Below are 17365 nucleotides of genomic sequence, written 5' to 3'. Positions count from 1 at the left end.
GATGTGCGGACAATCGTGACGGGCTGTCCTCAGCCGCCGTCCGCCAGCCGTGACTTCACGGCAAGGAGGTCGGCCCACGTCAACCGTTTCTGAGCGGGGTTCTTCATCAGGTAATGCGGGTGGAAGGTCGGGCGGACGGCAACGGGTTCCATCGCCTCGTCCGTGACGGCCAGTTCGATCTCATGCCAACGCCCCCGGTCTTTGAGAAAATTGCCCTGCTGTCCGGTCAGGCTCTTCAACGCAGTTTGGCCAAAGGTCAGGACGATTTTCGGCTGGCTGAGTGCGATATGCCGCAACAGGAAGGGGCGAAGCACCGCCTGTTGTTCGTCGGTGGCGATGCCACCCGGGGCGCGCCAAGGGCAGGCGGCGGCGAAACGCGTATCGGCGCGGCTTTGACCGATTGCCGCCAGCATCATATCGACCATTCGCCCGCCCGCTCCGCTCCAGAGCTGTTCACCGGAAACGTCCTGACGTTCGGGGCAGTCTGCCAGAACCAGAAGGGCGGCCGTCTCCGGCCCGGAGCCGAACACCATGGTCGGCACGGTTTGCGCCAGATCGATGCCGTCCCATTGGACGAGCGCCTCTCGCAGGGCGTCGATTGTATCGGCCTGCCGCGCAATTTCGTTGGCTTCTGCAATCCGTGCCGGCAGATCCTGCCCCATGGCCGGCGTATCGTTGGAGGACGTTGCCACGACGTTCGGCATTGCCTCCCGCCCGGCAGGACCGGCCTGGCGCTGTGGAGATTGCGATGGGCCCGTATCGGCGGGCTCAGGCAAAGCCAGCCGATTGGCGGGCTGGTCGTCGAGCGGTGTATCGACCCCCGCATCGCGATAAAATTCCAAAATGCCTGCGAGATCGTCCATGACCCATCTAGAAAGCCGAACGGTGTCTATGCAAGCCATTGAAGGGCAGGAACGGCCAATAAGCCTCTTCGGCAAGATGGAATTGGTCGGCGGCCACCAGGCAATCCACAGTGGTACGAATGGAGGACGGAACTGCCTTTGAAGGTCTGGTGAATAACGAAACGGAACGCTAGAATTACTTTTACGTAAGCGTCATTGTAGGCGCTATGGTTGACTGGATTGGCCGGTCCGGTGTCATACCTTTATGAAGGTAGCGAGAGGTCCGCGCCGCAGGCGCGTCAACAAGGGGAGAGGTCGGTGAGCGAAGTTGAGCGTGAAAGCATGGAATTCGACGTTGTCATCGTCGGGGCCGGTCCGGCGGGGCTGGCGGCGGCCATCCGACTGAAGCAGCGGAACGAAGATCTTTCGGTCGTCGTATTGGAAAAGGGCTCGGAAGTCGGCGCACATATCCTTTCGGGCGCTGTCATGGACCCATCCGGACTGAACGAGCTTATTCCCGACTGGCGCGATGATCCCGACTGCCCGCTCCAGACGGAGGTGACGGCCGACCATTTTCTTGTCCTTGGCCATTCCGGATCGGTTCGCCTGCCGAACTTCATGATGCCGCCCCTGATGAACAATCACGGCAATTACATCGTCTCGCTCGGTGATGTCTGCCGTTGGCTCGGGGCCCGGGCCGAAGCGCTCGGCGTGGAGATCTATCCTGGCTTTGCCGCCGCCAACCTCGTTTATGGCGATAATGGCGAGGTGAGGGGGGTCGTCACCGGCGATATGGGCGTGACGCGCGAAGGCGAAGAAGGCGCCAACTTCATGCCCGGCATGGAATTGCTCGGGAAGTATACGCTGATCGGAGAGGGCGTACGCGGCAACCTGGCCAAGCAATTGATCGACAAGTTCGATCTGTCCAGGGATCGCGAGCCGCAAAAGTTCGGTATCGGCCTGAAAGAGGTCTGGGAGGTGAAACCGGAAAACTTCCAAAGCGGCCTTGTGCAGCACTCTTTCGGCTGGCCGCTCGACATGAAAACCGGCGGCGGGTCGTTCCTCTACCATTTCGACGACAACAAGGTGGCTGTCGGCTTCGTGGTTCACCTGAACTACGAAAACCCCTATATCGCCCCGTTTCAGGAGTTTCAGCGCTTCAAAACGCATCCGGCCATCGCCCCCGTCTTCGAAGGCGCAAAACGGCTGTCCTATGGTGCACGTGCGATCACCGAGGGCGGTTATCAGTCGGTTCCCAAACTGACATTCCCCGGAGGAACGCTGATCGGTTGCTCCGCCGGCTTCGTCAACGTGCCGCGCATCAAGGGCATCCACAACGCGATGCATTCCGGCCTGCTGTCGGCCAACGCCGTGGCGGACGCTTTAGCCGAAGGCCGCACGCACGATGAATTGCAAATCGTCGAGGAGAGCTGGCGGGACGGCCACATCGGCAAGGACCTGAAGCGCGTACGTAACGTCAAGCCGCTCTGGAGCCGGTTCGGTACCGTTCTAGGTGTCGCGCTCGGCGGCTTCGACATGTGGCTGAACCAGATCTTCGGCGCTTCGCTCTTCGGCACGATGAGCCATGGCAAGACCGACGCCAACGCGACGAAGAAGGCCAAGAATTTCAAGCCGATCGATTATCCGAAGCCGGACGGTACGCTGACCTTCGACCGGCTGTCATCGGTGTTTCTGTCCAACACCAACCATGAAGAGGATCAGCCGATCCATCTTCAGGTGAAGGATATGAGCCTTCAGGAACGCAGCGAACTGCATGAATATGCCGGCCCTTCGACGCGTTACTGCCCGGCGGGAGTCTACGAATGGGTCGACGGCGAAGGCAATGCGATACCGGCGGAAAAGATGCTGGAGGTCGAGGACGCGACCTACGTCATCAACGCGCAGAACTGCGTGCACTGCAAGACCTGCGATATCAAGGACCCCAATCAGAACATCAACTGGGTGCCGCCGCAGGGCGGCGAAGGACCGGTCTATCAGAGCACCTAGGCGCTGTATCGAGGCCTCACCGGCTAAGAATCGCGTAACCGCGATGATCGCGCCCGGCCTTTAGTGGTGGACGGACGGACGATGCCATGATCCAATGAGCCGCGTGATTTGGAGGATCGGGGTCCACCATGCCGCTTGAAATTGGACGTGCCGCTTTCGCGCTTGCTGCGATGGGTTTGATGGTGTCACAGCCCGCTTCGGCTGGGGTGCATCTGTCGGAAAGCACGCGATATTACATCGTGAACGGTCAGACCGGTCGGGAGGTCGTACGCGAGATGGCGCGGCGCGGGCCCCGCAGCGGGTTTCTGGCCCGCGACATCGCGCAGACATGGTACAGCCCGAGAAACGATGGCGAACTGGTTCTGGAGAACGGGATCTGCCGGGTTCGCAACCCGGGCGTTCGGTTGCATATTCGATATACCTATCCACGTCTGAGCGACAGAGCCGCCCCACAACTCCAGCATCGCTGGCAAGCCTTTATCGAAGGTGTCCGCAAGCACGAGGCCCAGCATGCCGCGCTGGCCATTCAAATGGCGGACAAGATCGACGATCTTCTGAGCCGCTTCGCCATGCGAACCGACGACAGACATTGCGGAAAGGCCAAGCGCGAAATGGCGCGTCGAATGGATGCGATCTGGAAGGAATACGATCTTCGCCAGAACGCCTTCGACAGGGTCGAGCACCGGCGGGGCGGCGAAGTGGATAAACTCGTCAAGGCGTTGACCCGCTGAGCCTGAGTTGGGCTCTAGCCTATCGTTCCGGGCCAAGGCAGATGGTCGGCTGGATCTCCTGCACACAAGGCAGATAGGCGCCAGTGCCGAAGCTATATGCGGGACGGACGCCTTCTGCGACCAGAATGGAAAGGCCAAGGCCGAAGCCGGCGGTCAGAAGGCAGATGGCGATGAAGCGTCGGACAATCATGGAACTGGACACCGGCTGCTGGTTCAACATGGCCCGATCATCCCACGCCACCACTGAACTCACGCTGAGATCGCCGTTCACCTGAGGTTCAAAATCATTGACGAGCTCTGAACGCCAAAAAGCAGGTGTCCGGCGCGGCAGGGAGATATGCCTGACCGCGCGGCTTCCCATCGCCCATGGAAAAGGGCGGTGACCGAAAGCCACCGCCCTTTCAAGTTTGCGGATAACTGGACGACGTCAGTGCGACATCAGAACCGGAACGGTGATCTGATCGATGATCGAGCGCGTCGCGCCGCCGAACACCATTTCACGCCATCTGGTATGACCGTAAGCGCCCATGGCGATCATGTCGGCGCCAATATCGGCCGCCGCATTGAGCAGTTCATTGCCGATGGTTTTGGACGTCAGCTTGCGCGACATCGCCTCCACATTGAGCCCGTCGCGGGCAAGCGTCCGGGCCAACGTATCACCGGGCACGAAACCGTGCGTGGCGTCTTCCTGTCCGGCATCGATGGCAATCACGGTGATACGGCCGTCCGGCTTGATAAGAGGGAGAACATCGAAGGCCGCCCGTGCCGATTCACGCGTTCCGCTCCAGGCGATCATTACGTGGGAGCCGACATCGGTCGCCGATGTCGCTTCCGGCACGACCAGAACCGGACGACCGGAATCGAGCGCCAGAACCTCCGGCGGAATGGCAACGTTCACCTTGCCTTTCTGCAGGGCGAGGACGAAATCGTAATTGCGCGACAGGCGCGCCAGTTTCGCGCCGATCCCGTTGGGGCCGGCGGTCGCATGGGTAAGGTTGCCCTGCAGGTCCTCTGCCGACAACGCCTTGGTCAGGGCTTGGTCGACCTCTTTCGCCCGCTTGCCGATATCGCGCTCGTAACGGGAACGAACCTCGTCATAATAGGCATCGCTGAGGGCGAACGGTTCGATCGGTGCCACGCCCTCAAAGGCAGGTGAGATATGGGCGCCGACGATGCGTCCGGGCAGTCGTTTGGCGAGAGGTGCGGCGACTTTCATGAGAGGGTCGAGAGCCTCTGGGCATGTCAGATCGAGCATCATCGTTGTCATCAGTGTGGTCCTCCTTCGGTTGTCCGATATGATGGACGTTCGAACACACTAACACCTTGATCAGCGTCAACAATGATTAAGTTTCGTGTCATCCTTTCGACGCATACGGCCGGGCCATCGTTGACCCGGTCGTGCCGATCACTCGCCTTTGCCGTAGCGGCGCGAAGACTTCCTACCGAAAACCGGAAGAGCCTATTTCACCCGTTGAAGCGTTTCGCTTTTGCAGATCACGCCGCCCAGGACGCAGCCGGACAACTTCAGTGAATTGCCGGACACGCTGGCTTTGCCGCTATAGGTCTTGCCTTCGTCCAGCTTGTTGACCTTGCCTTTATATTTGCCGCCCGATCCGTTCATGCAGCCGATCGACTTGCCCTTGAACTCGCCGGTCCGCACCGTGCCGCAATAGGGGCCGGAGCCGGAATAGGCGATCACCGTACCGTTCGGCCGCTTCCACGTGCCGACGATCGGCTCGGCCGCAAAAGCCGGCCCGACGCTGAAAAGACCGAGTGTAAGACCTGTCAGGGCGATCGTGTGTAATTTCATAGTGTTCCTCCCATAGCGTTGCGATGCGCAAGCGCGTCCCTCACTCTTACGCTAACGTAAACGTAGGTCAATATGTGGCTGTTTGATGGCCCGCAAAACGGATTTGGATATGCTTTCCTTAGAGTGAAGTTGGAAAAGCGTAGATAAAAGAGTAGGATAACTGGGAGCTTTCGACCGGCGACGCGTCGTTGGAACGATTTTTATTCAACCGAAATTTGTTAAGCTTGTCTGTTCATATGCTGGCAGCATCCTCTCGGTCTAGATCTCGAAGACGAAAGGGCTGCGGATCATGGCGCGTCTGGATCTCACCTATCATGACGCCGGTTCCATCGCGGTTGCGGGGCCGGCGGAGCGGTATTTCGAACTTGGCCTGGCTTGCGCGACGGGCAAGAATGGAGCGATCGACAAGGTCGCGGCCCATAAATGGTTCAATATCGCAGCATCGAAAGGCTTCGGTCCGACTGCGATACATTGGGTTAAAATCGCGGCAATGCTGGCGAAAACCGAATTGCGACGGCCCTTCGCGACGCGCGAACGCGAATGACGCGTCACTGACGCACTCAGCCTGTGTTTTTCAACGTCTCGCGATAAAGCACCGTCGTTGCCTCATCGAATGCGCACAGAAGGACGGTTCGCGGCAGCTCCGCACAACCCAGATAGGCTAAAATTTCCGAAACGGCCGCTTGGGCTGCCTGCGGCTTGGGATACCCATAGACGCCGGTCGAGATCGCGGGAAACGCGACGGTCTCGCAGCGATGGGATGTCGCAAGCATCAGGCTCTGTCGGTAGGCGCTGCGCAGAAGCCTCTCCTCGCCCGCCGTACCACCCCGCCAGACAGGCCCGACGGTATGAATGACGTGGCGAGCGGGCAACCTGTAACCGTTGGTGATCCGCGCTTCCCCGGTCGGGCAGCCGCCAAGGGCCCTGCATTCTTCCAGCAATTTTGGGCCCGCAGCACGGTGAATGGCGCCATCCACACCGCCACCGCCCAAAAGGCTTTCATTGGCGGCATTGACGATCGCATCCACGGCGAGTCGCGTAATGTCGTCCGTGACGATTTCGATACGCCGCAACATCTCTGGATCGGTCATCGGATGACTTTCACAAGTAAAGGAGAGACGAACACCGGCTATAAACAGAAATTGCCGGCGCCCATCTGGACGCCGGCAATCCCATGTCGATTGTTCTAAGTGAACTTAGAACGAACGCGTGAAGCGAATGACGCCTTCGAGTTCGCCATCGTCCGCACCATCCGGCTCGTCGACGAGATCGCGGTAAGCAACACCGGTCAGGATCGAGAAGTTTTCGACCGGCTCCCAGATCATGGCAGCTTCGACCTGGTAACCGTCGACGCCTGTGCCGTCGAAGGGGTCAGCAACTTCATAGAAGTCCCAGAAGTACTGACCGGAAAGAGCCAGGGTCAGGTTGTCGGTTGCTGCGTATTCCATGGAAGCGATCACGCTCCACTCAGCGCCGCCACCGAACGCCGTACCACCGAGGTCGCCGAGCTCGCCGTCACCGGTGCCCGGTGCATGGGCGTTGCCGCTGTCGGCATAGAGGCCGATCAGCTTGAAGCCGAAGCGGTCGGTCGCGTAGGTCGCGCCGATCTTGGCAGCCCAACCGTCGTCATCGGTAACGGTGACTTCTTCGTCATAAGCGACAGCAGCGAACAGGCCGAAAGCGTCCCAGCCGTAGGAGACGTAACCGACGACGTCCGGAGCGAAGTCGTTCGTGTCGTCGTCTTCGACGGAGATACCAATGGCCAGGCCATTTGCGGCATAGGTGTAACCAACGAGGATCGTATCGGAGCCGCTACCATCGTTCATGGTGTCGTCGCCATACACGTCGCTCATGCCGTCGACGCTGTAGAACGAACCACGGTAGCCCATGACCAGGCCGCCGAGCTGAATGTAGGCAGCTTCCATGTCGACGTTGCCGTCTTCACCGATGGTCGAGTCCAGATCAGGAGCCAGGTCGCCCTGGATACGCAGGTACGAACGCAGCGTGCCGAACTCGGTCTCGGAGCGAGCGTCGAAGTTCAAACGACCACGAACGCTTGCGTTGTAGGTGTCGTCTTCGAAGCCATAGAGGCCGTTATTGGCGGCGTCGTCGTCGGTCGAGAAGCCGAGCTGGAAACGAACGTAGCCGTTGATCGACAGGCAGGTTTCGGTGCCCGGGATGTAATAGAAGCCAGCGCCGTAAGCGTCACAGACGCGAACGTACTCGACGGGCTCCGGTTCGATGATGATGGCGTCGGCAGCCTGAGCGCCAGAAACCGCAACCAGGGAAGCGGCTGAGCCGAGAAGCAGGCTCTTGATTGTCATAATGACCTCCAGTTTTTGAACTCGGGTCGGTCGGCTCGGAGCGTTTGCTCCAAATGTCCCTGCCTCGGACCCCTCAATCGACCACGCCAAAACGCGTCGTCTGGAAGTCATAAACACGATCATTCTGATTCTGCGCAAACGCAAAAGCCCCCATCGGGGCGCGGAGACGTTGTATGTTGGCATCCGCGTGGCAGAAAGGTCACATCTTTGCGACCGCCCCTACCGATCCGGCCATTGAATATGAAGAATTGGTTAATGGCGGGCGCCGGACCACGCTGAAAAGAACGATAGGCTGGCGCTGGTCTTACAGAAGAGGAATGGGACGATTGGACGATCCGGTTTGATGGCGGTTCACTCCCAGGGTTGTCTGGATGATCCGTGAGCGAAATCCAGATCGGGCAACCCGGCCATTCTTGTATTAGCGGTGCCCTTCGTCTCTCCGAAACGGATCCGACGAGGGTCCTCTCTTCTATATGCACGCGAAATAGGCAGGTCTGAACAGCCGGTATGACACAGCGTAAGGGTGGCGGTGTCGATATTTTCAAACCCTTGAGATAGCTGCCGAAAACTGGGGAAGATCACGAAATTGTGAACGGACTTCCAATTTGTATCTGTGACAAACGCTTGACGTAGCGTTTTAGTCTGCTTGGTATAGCGGCAAGCGCTGGCACCGGCCGAATTGTACGGGTGGTGGCGAGCGTGATGAAGAAAAACGATTGGTCAAACCAGATCACCTTGGGAGAGGTTCAATATGAAGAAATATCTGATTGCCGGCCTGGCAGGCGTCGCGTCGCTCACGATGGCGGGAACGTCCGCGATCGCTCAGGACGACGACAAGAACATGGCTGCCTCGTCGAGCACTCTCGGCTCGGTGCAGAGCGCCGGCGAACTGCGCTGCGGCGTCAACACCGGTCTGCCGGGCTTCGCCTCCCAGAACGATGCCGGCGAATGGCAGGGCCTCGACGTCGATTACTGCCGCGCCATTGCGGCCGCGATCTTCGGCGACGCGACGAAGGTGTCCTACACGCCGCTCTCCGCCGTTCAGCGCTTCCCGGCCTTGCAGAACAACGAAGTCGATGTTCTGGCGCGTAACACCACCTGGACGATGGACCGGGACACCAAGCTCGGTCTCGTTTTCGGCGGCGTGAACTATTATGACGGCCAGGGCTTCATGGTCCGCAAGGAAATCGGTGTCTCCAGCGCCAAGGAACTGGACGGCGCAACGGTGTGCGTGCAGTCCGGCACCACCACCGAACTCAACCTGACGGATTACTTCAACTCCAATGGCATGTCCTACAATCCGGTCGTGATCGAGAGCCAGGACAATGTGAACCAGGCTTACGAAAGCGGTCGTTGCGACGTGCTGACGACGGATGCTTCGGGTCTTTATGCCACCCGTCTGGAGCTGGCCGATTCCGATGCTCACATCGTTCTTCCGGAAATCATTTCCAAAGAGCCGCTCGGACCGGCCGTTCGTCAGGGCGACGACACCTGGGCGAACATCGTTCAGTGGGTTCACTTCGCGCTGCTCAATGCCGAGGAACTGGGCGTGACCCAGGAGAATGTCGAAGAGATGAAGAGCTCCGACGATCCGTCCATTCGCCGCCTTCTCGGCGCTGACGGCAATTTCGGCGAGGTTCTCGGCCTTGAAAACGACTGGGCCGCTAACGCGATCGCCGCCGTCGGCAATTACGGCGAGGTCTTCGAGCGCAATGTCGGCACCAGCACGCCCCTCGGAATCGAACGCGGTCTGAACAATCTTTGGACCAATGGCGGCGTGCAATACGCTCCGCCGGTTCGCTAAACCGGTAAATTTGACCCGCCCGAATTGGATTCGGGCGGGTTTCTACTTTGACGGATGCGCATGAAGCGCAGAGGCGCGACCGGTGGAGAGGGCTCGGTATGGCGATTAATACGGATATGGCCGGGGGCCATGCCGGTAGCGGATCGGGCGGCGTGCTCGCCCTTCTGAACGACACACGTTATCGTGGCATCATTGCTCAGATTGCTCTGATCATCGCTCTGGTCGCTCTGGGCTGGTGGCTCGTTCACAATACCATCGAAAATCTGCGATCAGCCAATATCGCATCGGGCTTCGACTTTCTGGATCGCCGCTCCGGGTTCGAGATTTCGCAATTGCCGATCATCTTCTCGTCGGAATCGTCCTATGGGCGGGCGCTGCTGATCGGCATTCTGAACACGCTGATCGTTTCGGCGGCAGGTGTCGTCCTCGCAACCATTCTCGGTTTTCTGGTCGGCATCGGCCGGCTATCGACCAACTACATCATTCGCGGCCTTTCCACTGTCTACGTGGAAACCTTCCGCAACATTCCGCCGCTCCTCGTGATCATGTTCTGGTATTTCGGTGTCCTGGCCGTTCTGCCGCGTCCCGCCGGAGCCATCGCGCTTCCCTTCGGATCGTTCCTGTCCAATCGCGGCCTCCAGACCCCGACGGCGCTGTTCCAGACAGGGGCCTGGGCGACCGGTGTGGCCTTATTGGCCGGAATTGGCGCTGCCGTTCTTCTCGCCTGGTATGCGCGCAAGCGGCAATTGGCGACCGGTCAGCGCATGAAGGTGCTATGGCCGTCGGTCGGTCTGATTGTCGGTCTACCGGTCGTTGTCTTCATTCTGACCGGCTTGCCGGTGGAGTTCGAATACCCGACCGCAACGCGCTTCAACCTGCAGGGCGGCTTCCAGATCAAACCGGAATTTCTCGCCCTTTTCCTCGCCCTGTCGGTTTACACCGGTTCCTTCATCGCCGAGATCGTTCGCGCCGGCATCCTCTCTGTCAGTCACGGTCAGACCGAAGCAGCCTCCGCCGTCGGTCTGCGGCGCGGTCAGATTCTCCGCCACGTGGTCGTGCCGCAGGCGTTCCGCGTCATTATCCCGCCTTTGACGAGTCAGTATCTGAACCTGACGAAGAACTCCTCGCTCGGCCTTGCCGTCGGCTATCCCGATCTGGTGGCCGTGGGCTCCACGGTTCTCAACCAGACCGGCCAGAGTGTCGAGGTCGTGGCGATCTGGATGGTTGTTTATCTGACGATTTCTCTGACGGTTTCCACGTTCATGAACTGGTTTAACCGTCGCGTGAAACTGGTCGAGCGGTAGGAGGACACCATGGAAGAACAGGTTTCCGGCTATGTCGCCGATCAGCAAATTCCCTCCCGCCCGGCGCCGGCGAGCGACAGGGGCATCGTCCACGCGGTGCAGAAGAATCTGTTTGCGACGCCCGTCGACAGCGTCCTGAGTATCGTCTTCGGGGCGTTCGCGATCTGGCTCGCCTGGTCCATTCTGAGTTGGGCCGTGTTCGACGCCACCTTCGTCGGCGGCGACAGAGCGTCCTGCCTGACCCCGGAAGGCGGCGAAAGCGAAGGCGCGTGCTGGGCCTTCGTCGGCGCCAAGTTCAGCCAGTTCATGTATGGCAGCTATCCGATCGATCTACGCTGGCGGCCCAATCTCGTCGGGATCGTCTTCGTGCTTCTCGTGGCGGGGTTCGCCATTCCGAAAGTGCCGTTCAAGGCGCTGAACGGATGGCTTCTCTTCGCCGTTTTCCCGGTGTTTGCACTCGTTCTGCTAACCGGTGCCGGCTTTGACGTGTCGGGCGGCTTCACCGCTTTTCTGATGCTGATGGCGGCGACGGCGGCCTATCTGCTCTACGGCGACGATGCCGGCGGTCTGGCTGCATGGCCCGGAAGGGTCGCGGCCATCGCGCTGATCGCCTGTTTTGCAGGGATCGTGATGTCGTCCCTCGATACCGGCACCATCCGGTTCGCTGGCATCACCTTCACGGTTTGGAGCCTTCTGGCCTGCCTGTCCGCCATCCTTTCGGTGGGTGCGATTGCACTCGGAATGGCGCAGCGGGCCGGCGTACAGATATGGCGTCCGGTCCTGCCTGTGATCGTCGCCACGATCGTCGCGGTACTGCTCGCCGAGGACTACGGTCTGCGCCCGGTATCGACCAATCTCTGGGGCGGGTTGATGCTGACGTTGATCGTCGCTGTGACCGGCATCGCCGCGTCGCTGCCGCTCGGCGTGCTTCTGGCGCTGGGCCGGCAATCCGACATGCCGGCGATCCGGACGGTCTGTGTCATCTTCATCGAGTTTTGGCGCGGCGTGCCGCTCATCACGGTGCTGTTTATGGCGGCCTTCATGCTGCCGCTTCTAATGCCGTCAGGCGTGACGTTCAACCAGTTGCTCCGCGCACTGGTCGGCGTGGCGCTGTTCTCGGCGGCCTATATGGCGGAGGTCATTCGCGGCGGCCTGCAGGCCATTCCGAGGGGCCAGTATGAAGGCGCGCAGTCGCTGGGCCTGTCCTACTGGCAGTCCATGCGGATGATCATCCTTCCGCAGGCCCTGAAACTGGTGATTCCCGGTATTGTGAACACCTTCATCGGCCTCTTCAAGGATACCTCGCTCGTCTACATTATCGGCCTGGCCGATCTGCTTGGCACCGTGCGGCGCGGCTTTTCCGATCCCAACTGGATCACGCCATCCACCGCCGCGACCGGACTCGTCTTTGCCGGTTTCGTCTTCTGGCTCTTCTGCTTCGGCATGAGCCGCTACAGTCTATTCGTCGAACGCCGGCTCGATACCGGCCACAAGCGCTAAGAGGCCTTCCATGACAGACCAGACAATGGCCACGGGCAATTCGCCCGATCCCGCAATCGCCGCAGGCGGCGCCAATCCGGACGCAATGCAGGTCAGCGAGACCGATGTTGCCGTAGAGATGATCGGCGTCAACAAATGGTACGGAGATTTTCATGTCCTGCGCGACATCAACCTGAAAGTCATGCGCGGCGAACGAATCGTCATCGCCGGCCCCTCGGGCTCGGGCAAATCCACGATGATTCGCTGCATCAACCGGCTGGAAGAGCATCAGGAAGGCCAGATCATCGTCGACGGCATCGAGCTGACGCACGATCTGAAGAAGATCGACGAGGTGCGCCGTGAAGTCGGCATGGTGTTCCAGCACTTCAACCTTTTCCCGCACCTGACGATTCTTCAGAACTGCACGCTTGCGCCGATCGAAGTGCGCAAGATGCCGAAGAAGGAGGCCGAAGAGGTCGCCATGCACTATCTCGAGCGGGTCAAGATCCCCGAGCAGGCGAACAAGTATCCCGGGCAGCTTTCCGGCGGCCAGCAGCAGCGTGTCGCCATTGCGCGTTCGCTCTGTATGAACCCGCGCATCATGCTGTTCGATGAGCCGACTTCGGCGCTCGATCCCGAAATGATCAAGGAAGTGCTCGACACCATGGTGGGTCTTGCCGAAGAGGGCATGACCATGCTGTGCGTCACGCACGAAATGGGTTTCGCCCGCCAGGTCGCAAACCGCGTCATCTTCATGGATGAGGGGCAGATCGTCGAACAGAACAATCCGATCGATTTCTTCGACAATCCGCAGCATGAGCGTACCAAGCTGTTCCTTAGTCAGATCCTGCACGGCTAGCGGGGCGCAGCAGATCTCCTTGCTGGACGCTTTGAAAGGTTGGGCGTAGAAGCATTGGAGGGATCGCCCGTTTGGGCAGGGAGAGGACGATGGCTGGACGGAACGCCGACTATGTGCTGCACGGCTATTTTCGTTCGTCCACCAGCTTTCGCACCCGCATCGCGCTCAATCTGAAGGACCTGCCTTACGACCAGGTCACCTATAATCTACGTTCGGGCGAGCAGCGCTCCGAAGGCTATCTTCAACGCAATGCGCAAGGCGCCGTGCCGACGCTGCAACTGCCCGACGGTAGCCATCTCAGCCAGTCGCTTGCCATCATCGAATGGCTCGACGAGACCCATCCGGAGCCGCCGCTTCTGCCGCAGGAGCCGCTGGCGCGGGCGCGGGTCCGTACGCTGTCTTACGCGGTGGCGCTCGATATTCACCCGCTGAACAATCTGCGTGTCCTGAAACGCTTGCGCAGCCAGTTCGATGCCGATGACGAGGCGGTCGCCGATTGGTTCCGCCACTGGGTTGCAGTGGAATATTCCGCGCTGGAGCGCCGTCTGGCGGGCGAAACGGAAACCGGCAGGTTCTGTCACGGCGACCAGGTGACGATGGCCGATCTTTGCCTAGTGGCGCAATCGGTCAACAATCGCCGATTCGATGTCGATGAAAGGCCGTATCCGACCATTCGTCGGATCGTCGAAACATGTCTCGAACGCGAAGAGTTCGAAAGGGCGTTGCCGGCCAACCAGCCCGACGCGGACTAAGCGCGGTATCGCCGCTCACCAGCGCAGGAACAGCCGTCCGGCCAATGCGCCGGTGCCAATCAGCGCAAGAATCGCAATGCCGTACCAGATTGCCAGAAAGAAGGGCGAATCGTCCGGGCAGTGGGCGGCGTAGAGGAAGGTCGATACCGCGCCGCCGAAGAGCCCGGCCAATGCGCCGGCCATGACCGGCCGGACGGTGGCGCGCTGGCGGATCGCGAAGATCACCATGCTCAGGATCGGAAGGGCGATCAGGAAAACGGACGCCGCACAGGCCGCCGGGTTATCGCCCATCAGCCGGGCGGACCAGTTCGCCGGTGAAACGATCATCATTTCCAAGGCTATGCCGATGGCCAGCACGACGAAGCCCACGGCGAGCCATGGTAGATGTCGGGTCGGCTCGCTGGTCGGCTCGGAAACGTCCATAATCAGCCGGATGGCCGGAATGGCCAGCAGGGCGGCGACGATCGGCTTCAGCAGAAAACCGTAATACATGGCGACATCGGGAAGGTCGGCCCGTACGTCGAAAAGAGCGAACATCAACACGGCGCCGACGGCGACCGCCAGACCCAGCGCGACAGGCCAGGAAAGGGGGCGCTTGGGTGGATGGGTGCTCGCTTCGGCGCTGAGCTGATCGATAAGCTGACTGGTTTTCATTTCTCGCTGTCCTTGAAACGCGCGTTCAGCGCCGACAAACCCCGGTGGAAGGCGACACGCACCGCGCCCTCGCTCATGCCGAGGGTCTTGGCGGTGTCGGAAATGCTCTGTCCCTTCAGTGAGATCTCCGAAACGACCTCGCGGGAACGGCCGGAAAGCGCACCGACGGCACGCTCGAGTTCATGATCCAGAATCACCGGCTCGGACTGGTTGTCGCTGAGAACGCTTTCGAAATCCGCGATATCGAGATGAGAGTGGCGCGATTGCGAACGCCAGTGATCGATCGCTTTGTAACGGGCAATGGCGAACAGCCAGGCCGCCACCGGTTTGTCCGGCCGCCAGCTATGACGCTTGGTATGAACGGCGATCAGAACGTCCTGCACGACATCCTCCACATCCGCGGTGCCGCCGCCCGCCATTTTCTTGCGAAGGAACGCGCGCATCGTTCGGGCGACCTCGTCCAGAAAGCGTTGATAGGCGATCCGGTCGCCTTCGAGCCCTGCAGTGAAAAGCCCGTCGAGATCTGGCGTTGAAGGCGGTGCGGTCATCTGCATGACATCCTATTCGAGGCGACCTCCGCCAATGTTACAGAACAGGGGCAGAGTTTTGAAAACCTACAGCCTTTCCGATCACGTTTCGATCACGAAATCGTGAGCCGTGTAACGCCCTTCCGATCGCTCCCGATGTTTGACCATGGATGGCGTGATGCCGTTCAAAAACCCAATCGGACTCTTTGGAGGTATCCACCATGAACCGTCGCAACTTCAGCATCGCTCTCGCCGGCTCCCTGGCAACCGCTCTCTCGGCTGCAGCCATTGCCACGCCCGCCCAGGCGCAGGAGAAGGTAAAATGCTACGGCGTTTCCCTGGCCGGCCAGAATGATTGCGCCGCTGGCCCCGGCACCAGCTGCGCGGGCACGTCCACCGTCGACTATCAGGGCAATGCCTGGACGTATGTGCCAGCCGGCACCTGCGAGACGATGGAACTGCCGGGCGACCGGACCGGTTCGCTCACCGCGCTCGACCGGGACGTACCTGGCATGAACAAGGGCTAAGCGCCCAGTTCCGAACCGGCGGTAAGGTCCCTTCTCTTCGCCGCCGGTTCTCTTCCATTCCTATTTTCCGCGCGGGAGCAGACCCATGCCCAACACATCGCCTTCGTTCACGCCAAGCCAGCTTCCCGCACGGGCCGGCATCGGCCTGAAGGCCGAGCACCGCACGGATATTCTGGACCAGAACCCCGATCTTGGTTTCGTCGAAATCCATGCCGAGAACTATATGGGCGAGGGTGGTGCGCCGCACCGCTTTCTTGAGGAAATGGCAGAGCGCTATCCGCTTTCCATTCATGGGGTCGGCCTGTCCATCGGTGGCGCCGGACCGCTCGACAAAGCGCATCTGACGCGCCTGCGACATCTGCTGGATCGCTACCGTCCGGCCAGTTTTTCCGAGCATCTCGCCTGGTCGACGCATCAGGATCAGTTCCTGAACGACTTGCTGCCGTTACCCTACACCAATGCCACGCTCGACCGGGTCGCATCCCATGTCGATGAAGTACAACAGACGCTCGGCCGCCAGATGCTGCTCGAAAACCCCTCGACCTATCTGCTGTTCGAAGAATCCACGATCGAAGAAACCGAATTTCTCAGACGAATCGCCGAGCGCACCGGCTGTGGTCTGCTCTTCGACGTCAACAATGTCATGGTCACCTGCACCAATCACGGCTTCGATCCCGTTGCCTATATCGACCGCTTCCCGGTGCAGTTCGTCGGTGAAATCCATCTGGCCGGCCACGAGGAAATAGAGGACGAGGCAGGCCAGCGCGTTCTGGTCGACACCCATGACCGCAATGTTTCGAAGGACGTGTTCGGCCTCTACCGCCATGCCTTGAGCCGGCTCGGTCCCGTTGCGACCTTGATCGAATGGGACAATGACGTGCCCGACTTCGAAACGCTGTTCGCCGAGGCGCGGATGGCCGATGCGATCATGGCCGATTTCGTCAGCGCCTCTGTGGAGGCCGCGCAATGATCGCGCTTTCCGATACGGACGCCGCGCAGGCCGAGCTTCTATCCTGCTTGCCGGCGGATGCAACGAGCATCCCTGCCAATATGCGAACGGCGGACGGACGCGCCGATGGGCGGCGTTTCGCTATCTATCGCAACAATCTGAATAGCAGTCTTCACCGTGCACTGGAGCAGCGTTATCCGGTCACGCGGCGGCTGGTCGGCGACGAGTTCTTCGCCTTCGTCGCAGCGCAGTTTACCGCACAGCACCGGCCGACCTCGCCGCTGATGTTCTCTTACGGAGAAGCGTTTCCGTCGTTTCTCGGCGACGTCGAGGCGGCGCGGCATCTCGCCTATCTGCCGGATGTCGCAAGGCTGGAATGGCTGCTCGGCGAAGCCTATCACGCGGCCGATGCCGTGATCCTGCAAATCGCCGATCTTCAGGCGCTGGACCTTGCCGATGCCGCTGTTCTCGCGACTATCGCAAAGCATCCGGCAAGCCGCCTTCTGGCGTCGTCCCATCCGGTCGGGTCGATCTGGATCGCCCATCAGGATGAGACAGTTGCGCCGCTCACCGAAAGAGGTTCGCAGAACGTACTTCTGACCCGTCGGGAGGAGGCGGTTTCACTGACGTTCCTGTCCGACGCCGAAATGGGGTTCGCAAGCGCGCTGCTCGATGGACGTGGACTGGAAGACGCGGCGATGGCGGCGTTCGAAGCCGATTCATCGTTCGATTTCGGCGCCACGCTTCTTCGCCTGACCGAAGCCGGCGCACTCACCCTGACGAACTGACCGAGGAG

At 60.3% G+C, this 17365-nt stretch carries 19 protein-coding genes; 11 read left to right on the top strand and 8 right to left on the bottom strand.

Going from position 1 to position 17365, the window contains the following annotated elements; genetic code table 11:
* Positions 1 to 29: 29 nt before the first annotated feature.
* Positions 30 to 863, bottom strand: coding sequence for a uracil-DNA glycosylase (locus tag B7H23_RS14820; RefSeq protein ID WP_158215849.1), 834 nt, complete (start codon positions 861 to 863; stop codon positions 30 to 32).
* 321 nt (positions 864 to 1184) lie between these two features.
* Here B7H23_RS14820 and B7H23_RS14815 point away from each other — a divergent pair, with 321 nt between their 5' ends.
* Entirely contained in the window at positions 1185 to 2849 is a 1665-nt protein-coding gene (locus tag B7H23_RS14815) for an electron transfer flavoprotein-ubiquinone oxidoreductase (protein ID WP_094078201.1), read from the top strand.
* A gap of 128 nt (positions 2850 to 2977) precedes the next feature.
* Positions 2978 to 3580: a DUF922 domain-containing protein gene (locus B7H23_RS14810; protein ID WP_094078200.1), complete on the top strand. Its 603-nt coding sequence runs from the start codon at positions 2978 to 2980 to the stop codon at positions 3578 to 3580.
* 19 nt (positions 3581 to 3599) lie between these two features.
* On the opposite strand, the gene B7H23_RS14805 is transcribed toward B7H23_RS14810, so the two are convergent.
* The 3 genes from B7H23_RS14805 to B7H23_RS14795 all read right to left on the bottom strand — a co-directional run bounded on the left by B7H23_RS14805 (position 3600) and on the right by B7H23_RS14795 (position 5390).
* Entirely contained in the window at positions 3600 to 3974 is a 375-nt protein-coding gene (locus B7H23_RS14805) for a VOC family protein (RefSeq protein ID WP_143534785.1), read from the bottom strand.
* Between the two features lie 33 nt (positions 3975 to 4007).
* Positions 4008 to 4847: a universal stress protein gene (locus B7H23_RS14800; protein ID WP_094078198.1), complete on the bottom strand. Its 840-nt coding sequence runs from the start codon at positions 4845 to 4847 to the stop codon at positions 4008 to 4010.
* A 192-nt stretch (positions 4848 to 5039) separates the two neighbouring features.
* Positions 5040 to 5390, bottom strand: coding sequence for a DUF2147 domain-containing protein (locus B7H23_RS14795; protein WP_094078197.1), 351 nt, complete (start codon positions 5388 to 5390; stop codon positions 5040 to 5042).
* Between the two features lie 289 nt (positions 5391 to 5679).
* Between B7H23_RS14795 and B7H23_RS14790 the strand changes: the two genes are divergently transcribed.
* On the top strand, positions 5680 to 5934 hold the full coding sequence (locus B7H23_RS14790; RefSeq protein ID WP_094078196.1) for a hypothetical protein: 255 nt from the start codon (positions 5680 to 5682) through the stop codon (positions 5932 to 5934).
* A 16-nt stretch (positions 5935 to 5950) separates the two neighbouring features.
* Here B7H23_RS14790 and B7H23_RS14785 read toward each other — a convergent pair whose 3' ends face one another.
* Together B7H23_RS14785 and B7H23_RS14780 are read right to left on the bottom strand one after the other, a co-directional pair.
* Complete coding sequence (locus B7H23_RS14785; RefSeq protein WP_206608911.1) at positions 5951 to 6481, bottom strand: O-acetyl-ADP-ribose deacetylase; 531 nt, start codon at positions 6479 to 6481, stop codon at positions 5951 to 5953.
* A gap of 105 nt (positions 6482 to 6586) precedes the next feature.
* Positions 6587 to 7714, bottom strand: coding sequence for a porin (locus B7H23_RS14780; protein WP_158215848.1), 1128 nt, complete (start codon positions 7712 to 7714; stop codon positions 6587 to 6589).
* A gap of 799 nt (positions 7715 to 8513) precedes the next feature.
* Between B7H23_RS14780 and B7H23_RS14775 the strand changes: the two genes are divergently transcribed.
* The 5 genes from B7H23_RS14775 (at position 8514) to maiA (ending at position 13912) form a co-directional block, all read left to right on the top strand.
* Complete coding sequence (locus B7H23_RS14775) at positions 8514 to 9518, top strand: amino acid ABC transporter substrate-binding protein (protein WP_240535156.1); 1005 nt, start codon at positions 8514 to 8516, stop codon at positions 9516 to 9518.
* Positions 9519 to 9616: 98 nt separating this feature from the next.
* Entirely contained in the window at positions 9617 to 10822 is a 1206-nt protein-coding gene (locus tag B7H23_RS14770) for an amino acid ABC transporter permease (protein WP_420814488.1), read from the top strand.
* 9 nt (positions 10823 to 10831) lie between these two features.
* Positions 10832 to 12322, top strand: coding sequence for an amino acid ABC transporter permease (locus tag B7H23_RS14765; RefSeq protein WP_094078192.1), 1491 nt, complete (start codon positions 10832 to 10834; stop codon positions 12320 to 12322).
* Between the two features lie 85 nt (positions 12323 to 12407).
* Positions 12408 to 13160 carry an amino acid ABC transporter ATP-binding protein gene (locus tag B7H23_RS14760; RefSeq protein WP_094078429.1) on the top strand — a complete coding sequence of 251 codons (753 nt, stop codon included), beginning with the start codon at positions 12408 to 12410 and terminating at the stop codon, positions 13158 to 13160.
* An 89-nt stretch (positions 13161 to 13249) separates the two neighbouring features.
* On the top strand, positions 13250 to 13912 hold the full coding sequence (gene maiA / locus B7H23_RS14755; protein WP_094078191.1) for a maleylacetoacetate isomerase: 663 nt from the start codon (positions 13250 to 13252) through the stop codon (positions 13910 to 13912).
* A 15-nt stretch (positions 13913 to 13927) separates the two neighbouring features.
* Here maiA and B7H23_RS14750 read toward each other — a convergent pair whose 3' ends face one another.
* Both B7H23_RS14750 and B7H23_RS14745 read right to left on the bottom strand, forming a co-directional pair.
* Positions 13928 to 14566, bottom strand: coding sequence for an NrsF family protein (locus tag B7H23_RS14750; protein ID WP_094078190.1), 639 nt, complete (start codon positions 14564 to 14566; stop codon positions 13928 to 13930).
* Positions 14563 to 15120, bottom strand: coding sequence for a sigma-70 family RNA polymerase sigma factor (locus B7H23_RS14745; RefSeq protein WP_094078189.1), 558 nt, complete (start codon positions 15118 to 15120; stop codon positions 14563 to 14565). The genes B7H23_RS14750 and B7H23_RS14745 overlap by 4 nt, the downstream gene beginning before the upstream one ends.
* 194 nt (positions 15121 to 15314) lie before the next feature.
* On the opposite strand from B7H23_RS14745, the gene B7H23_RS14740 reads away from it, so the two are divergent.
* From B7H23_RS14740 to B7H23_RS14730, 3 genes are all read left to right on the top strand, one after another.
* A complete protein-coding gene (locus B7H23_RS14740; RefSeq protein WP_094078188.1) occupies positions 15315 to 15620 on the top strand; it encodes a BufA1 family periplasmic bufferin-type metallophore in 306 nt (101 codons plus the stop codon).
* A gap of 85 nt (positions 15621 to 15705) precedes the next feature.
* A complete protein-coding gene (bufB, locus tag B7H23_RS14735; protein WP_094078187.1) occupies positions 15706 to 16590 on the top strand; it encodes an MNIO family bufferin maturase in 885 nt (294 codons plus the stop codon).
* A complete protein-coding gene (locus B7H23_RS14730) occupies positions 16587 to 17357 on the top strand; it encodes an HvfC/BufC N-terminal domain-containing protein (RefSeq protein ID WP_094078186.1) in 771 nt (256 codons plus the stop codon). The genes bufB and B7H23_RS14730 overlap by 4 nt, the downstream gene beginning before the upstream one ends.
* Positions 17358 to 17365 lie beyond the last annotated feature (8 nt).

Source organism: Notoacmeibacter marinus (genome assembly GCF_002238045.1).
In the GTDB taxonomy this organism is placed as follows: Bacteria; Pseudomonadota; Alphaproteobacteria; order Rhizobiales; family Rhizobiaceae; genus Notoacmeibacter; species Notoacmeibacter marinus.
Note: the sequence above shows the minus strand (reverse complement) of the source record. Positions and strands in the feature narration are given on the sequence as shown.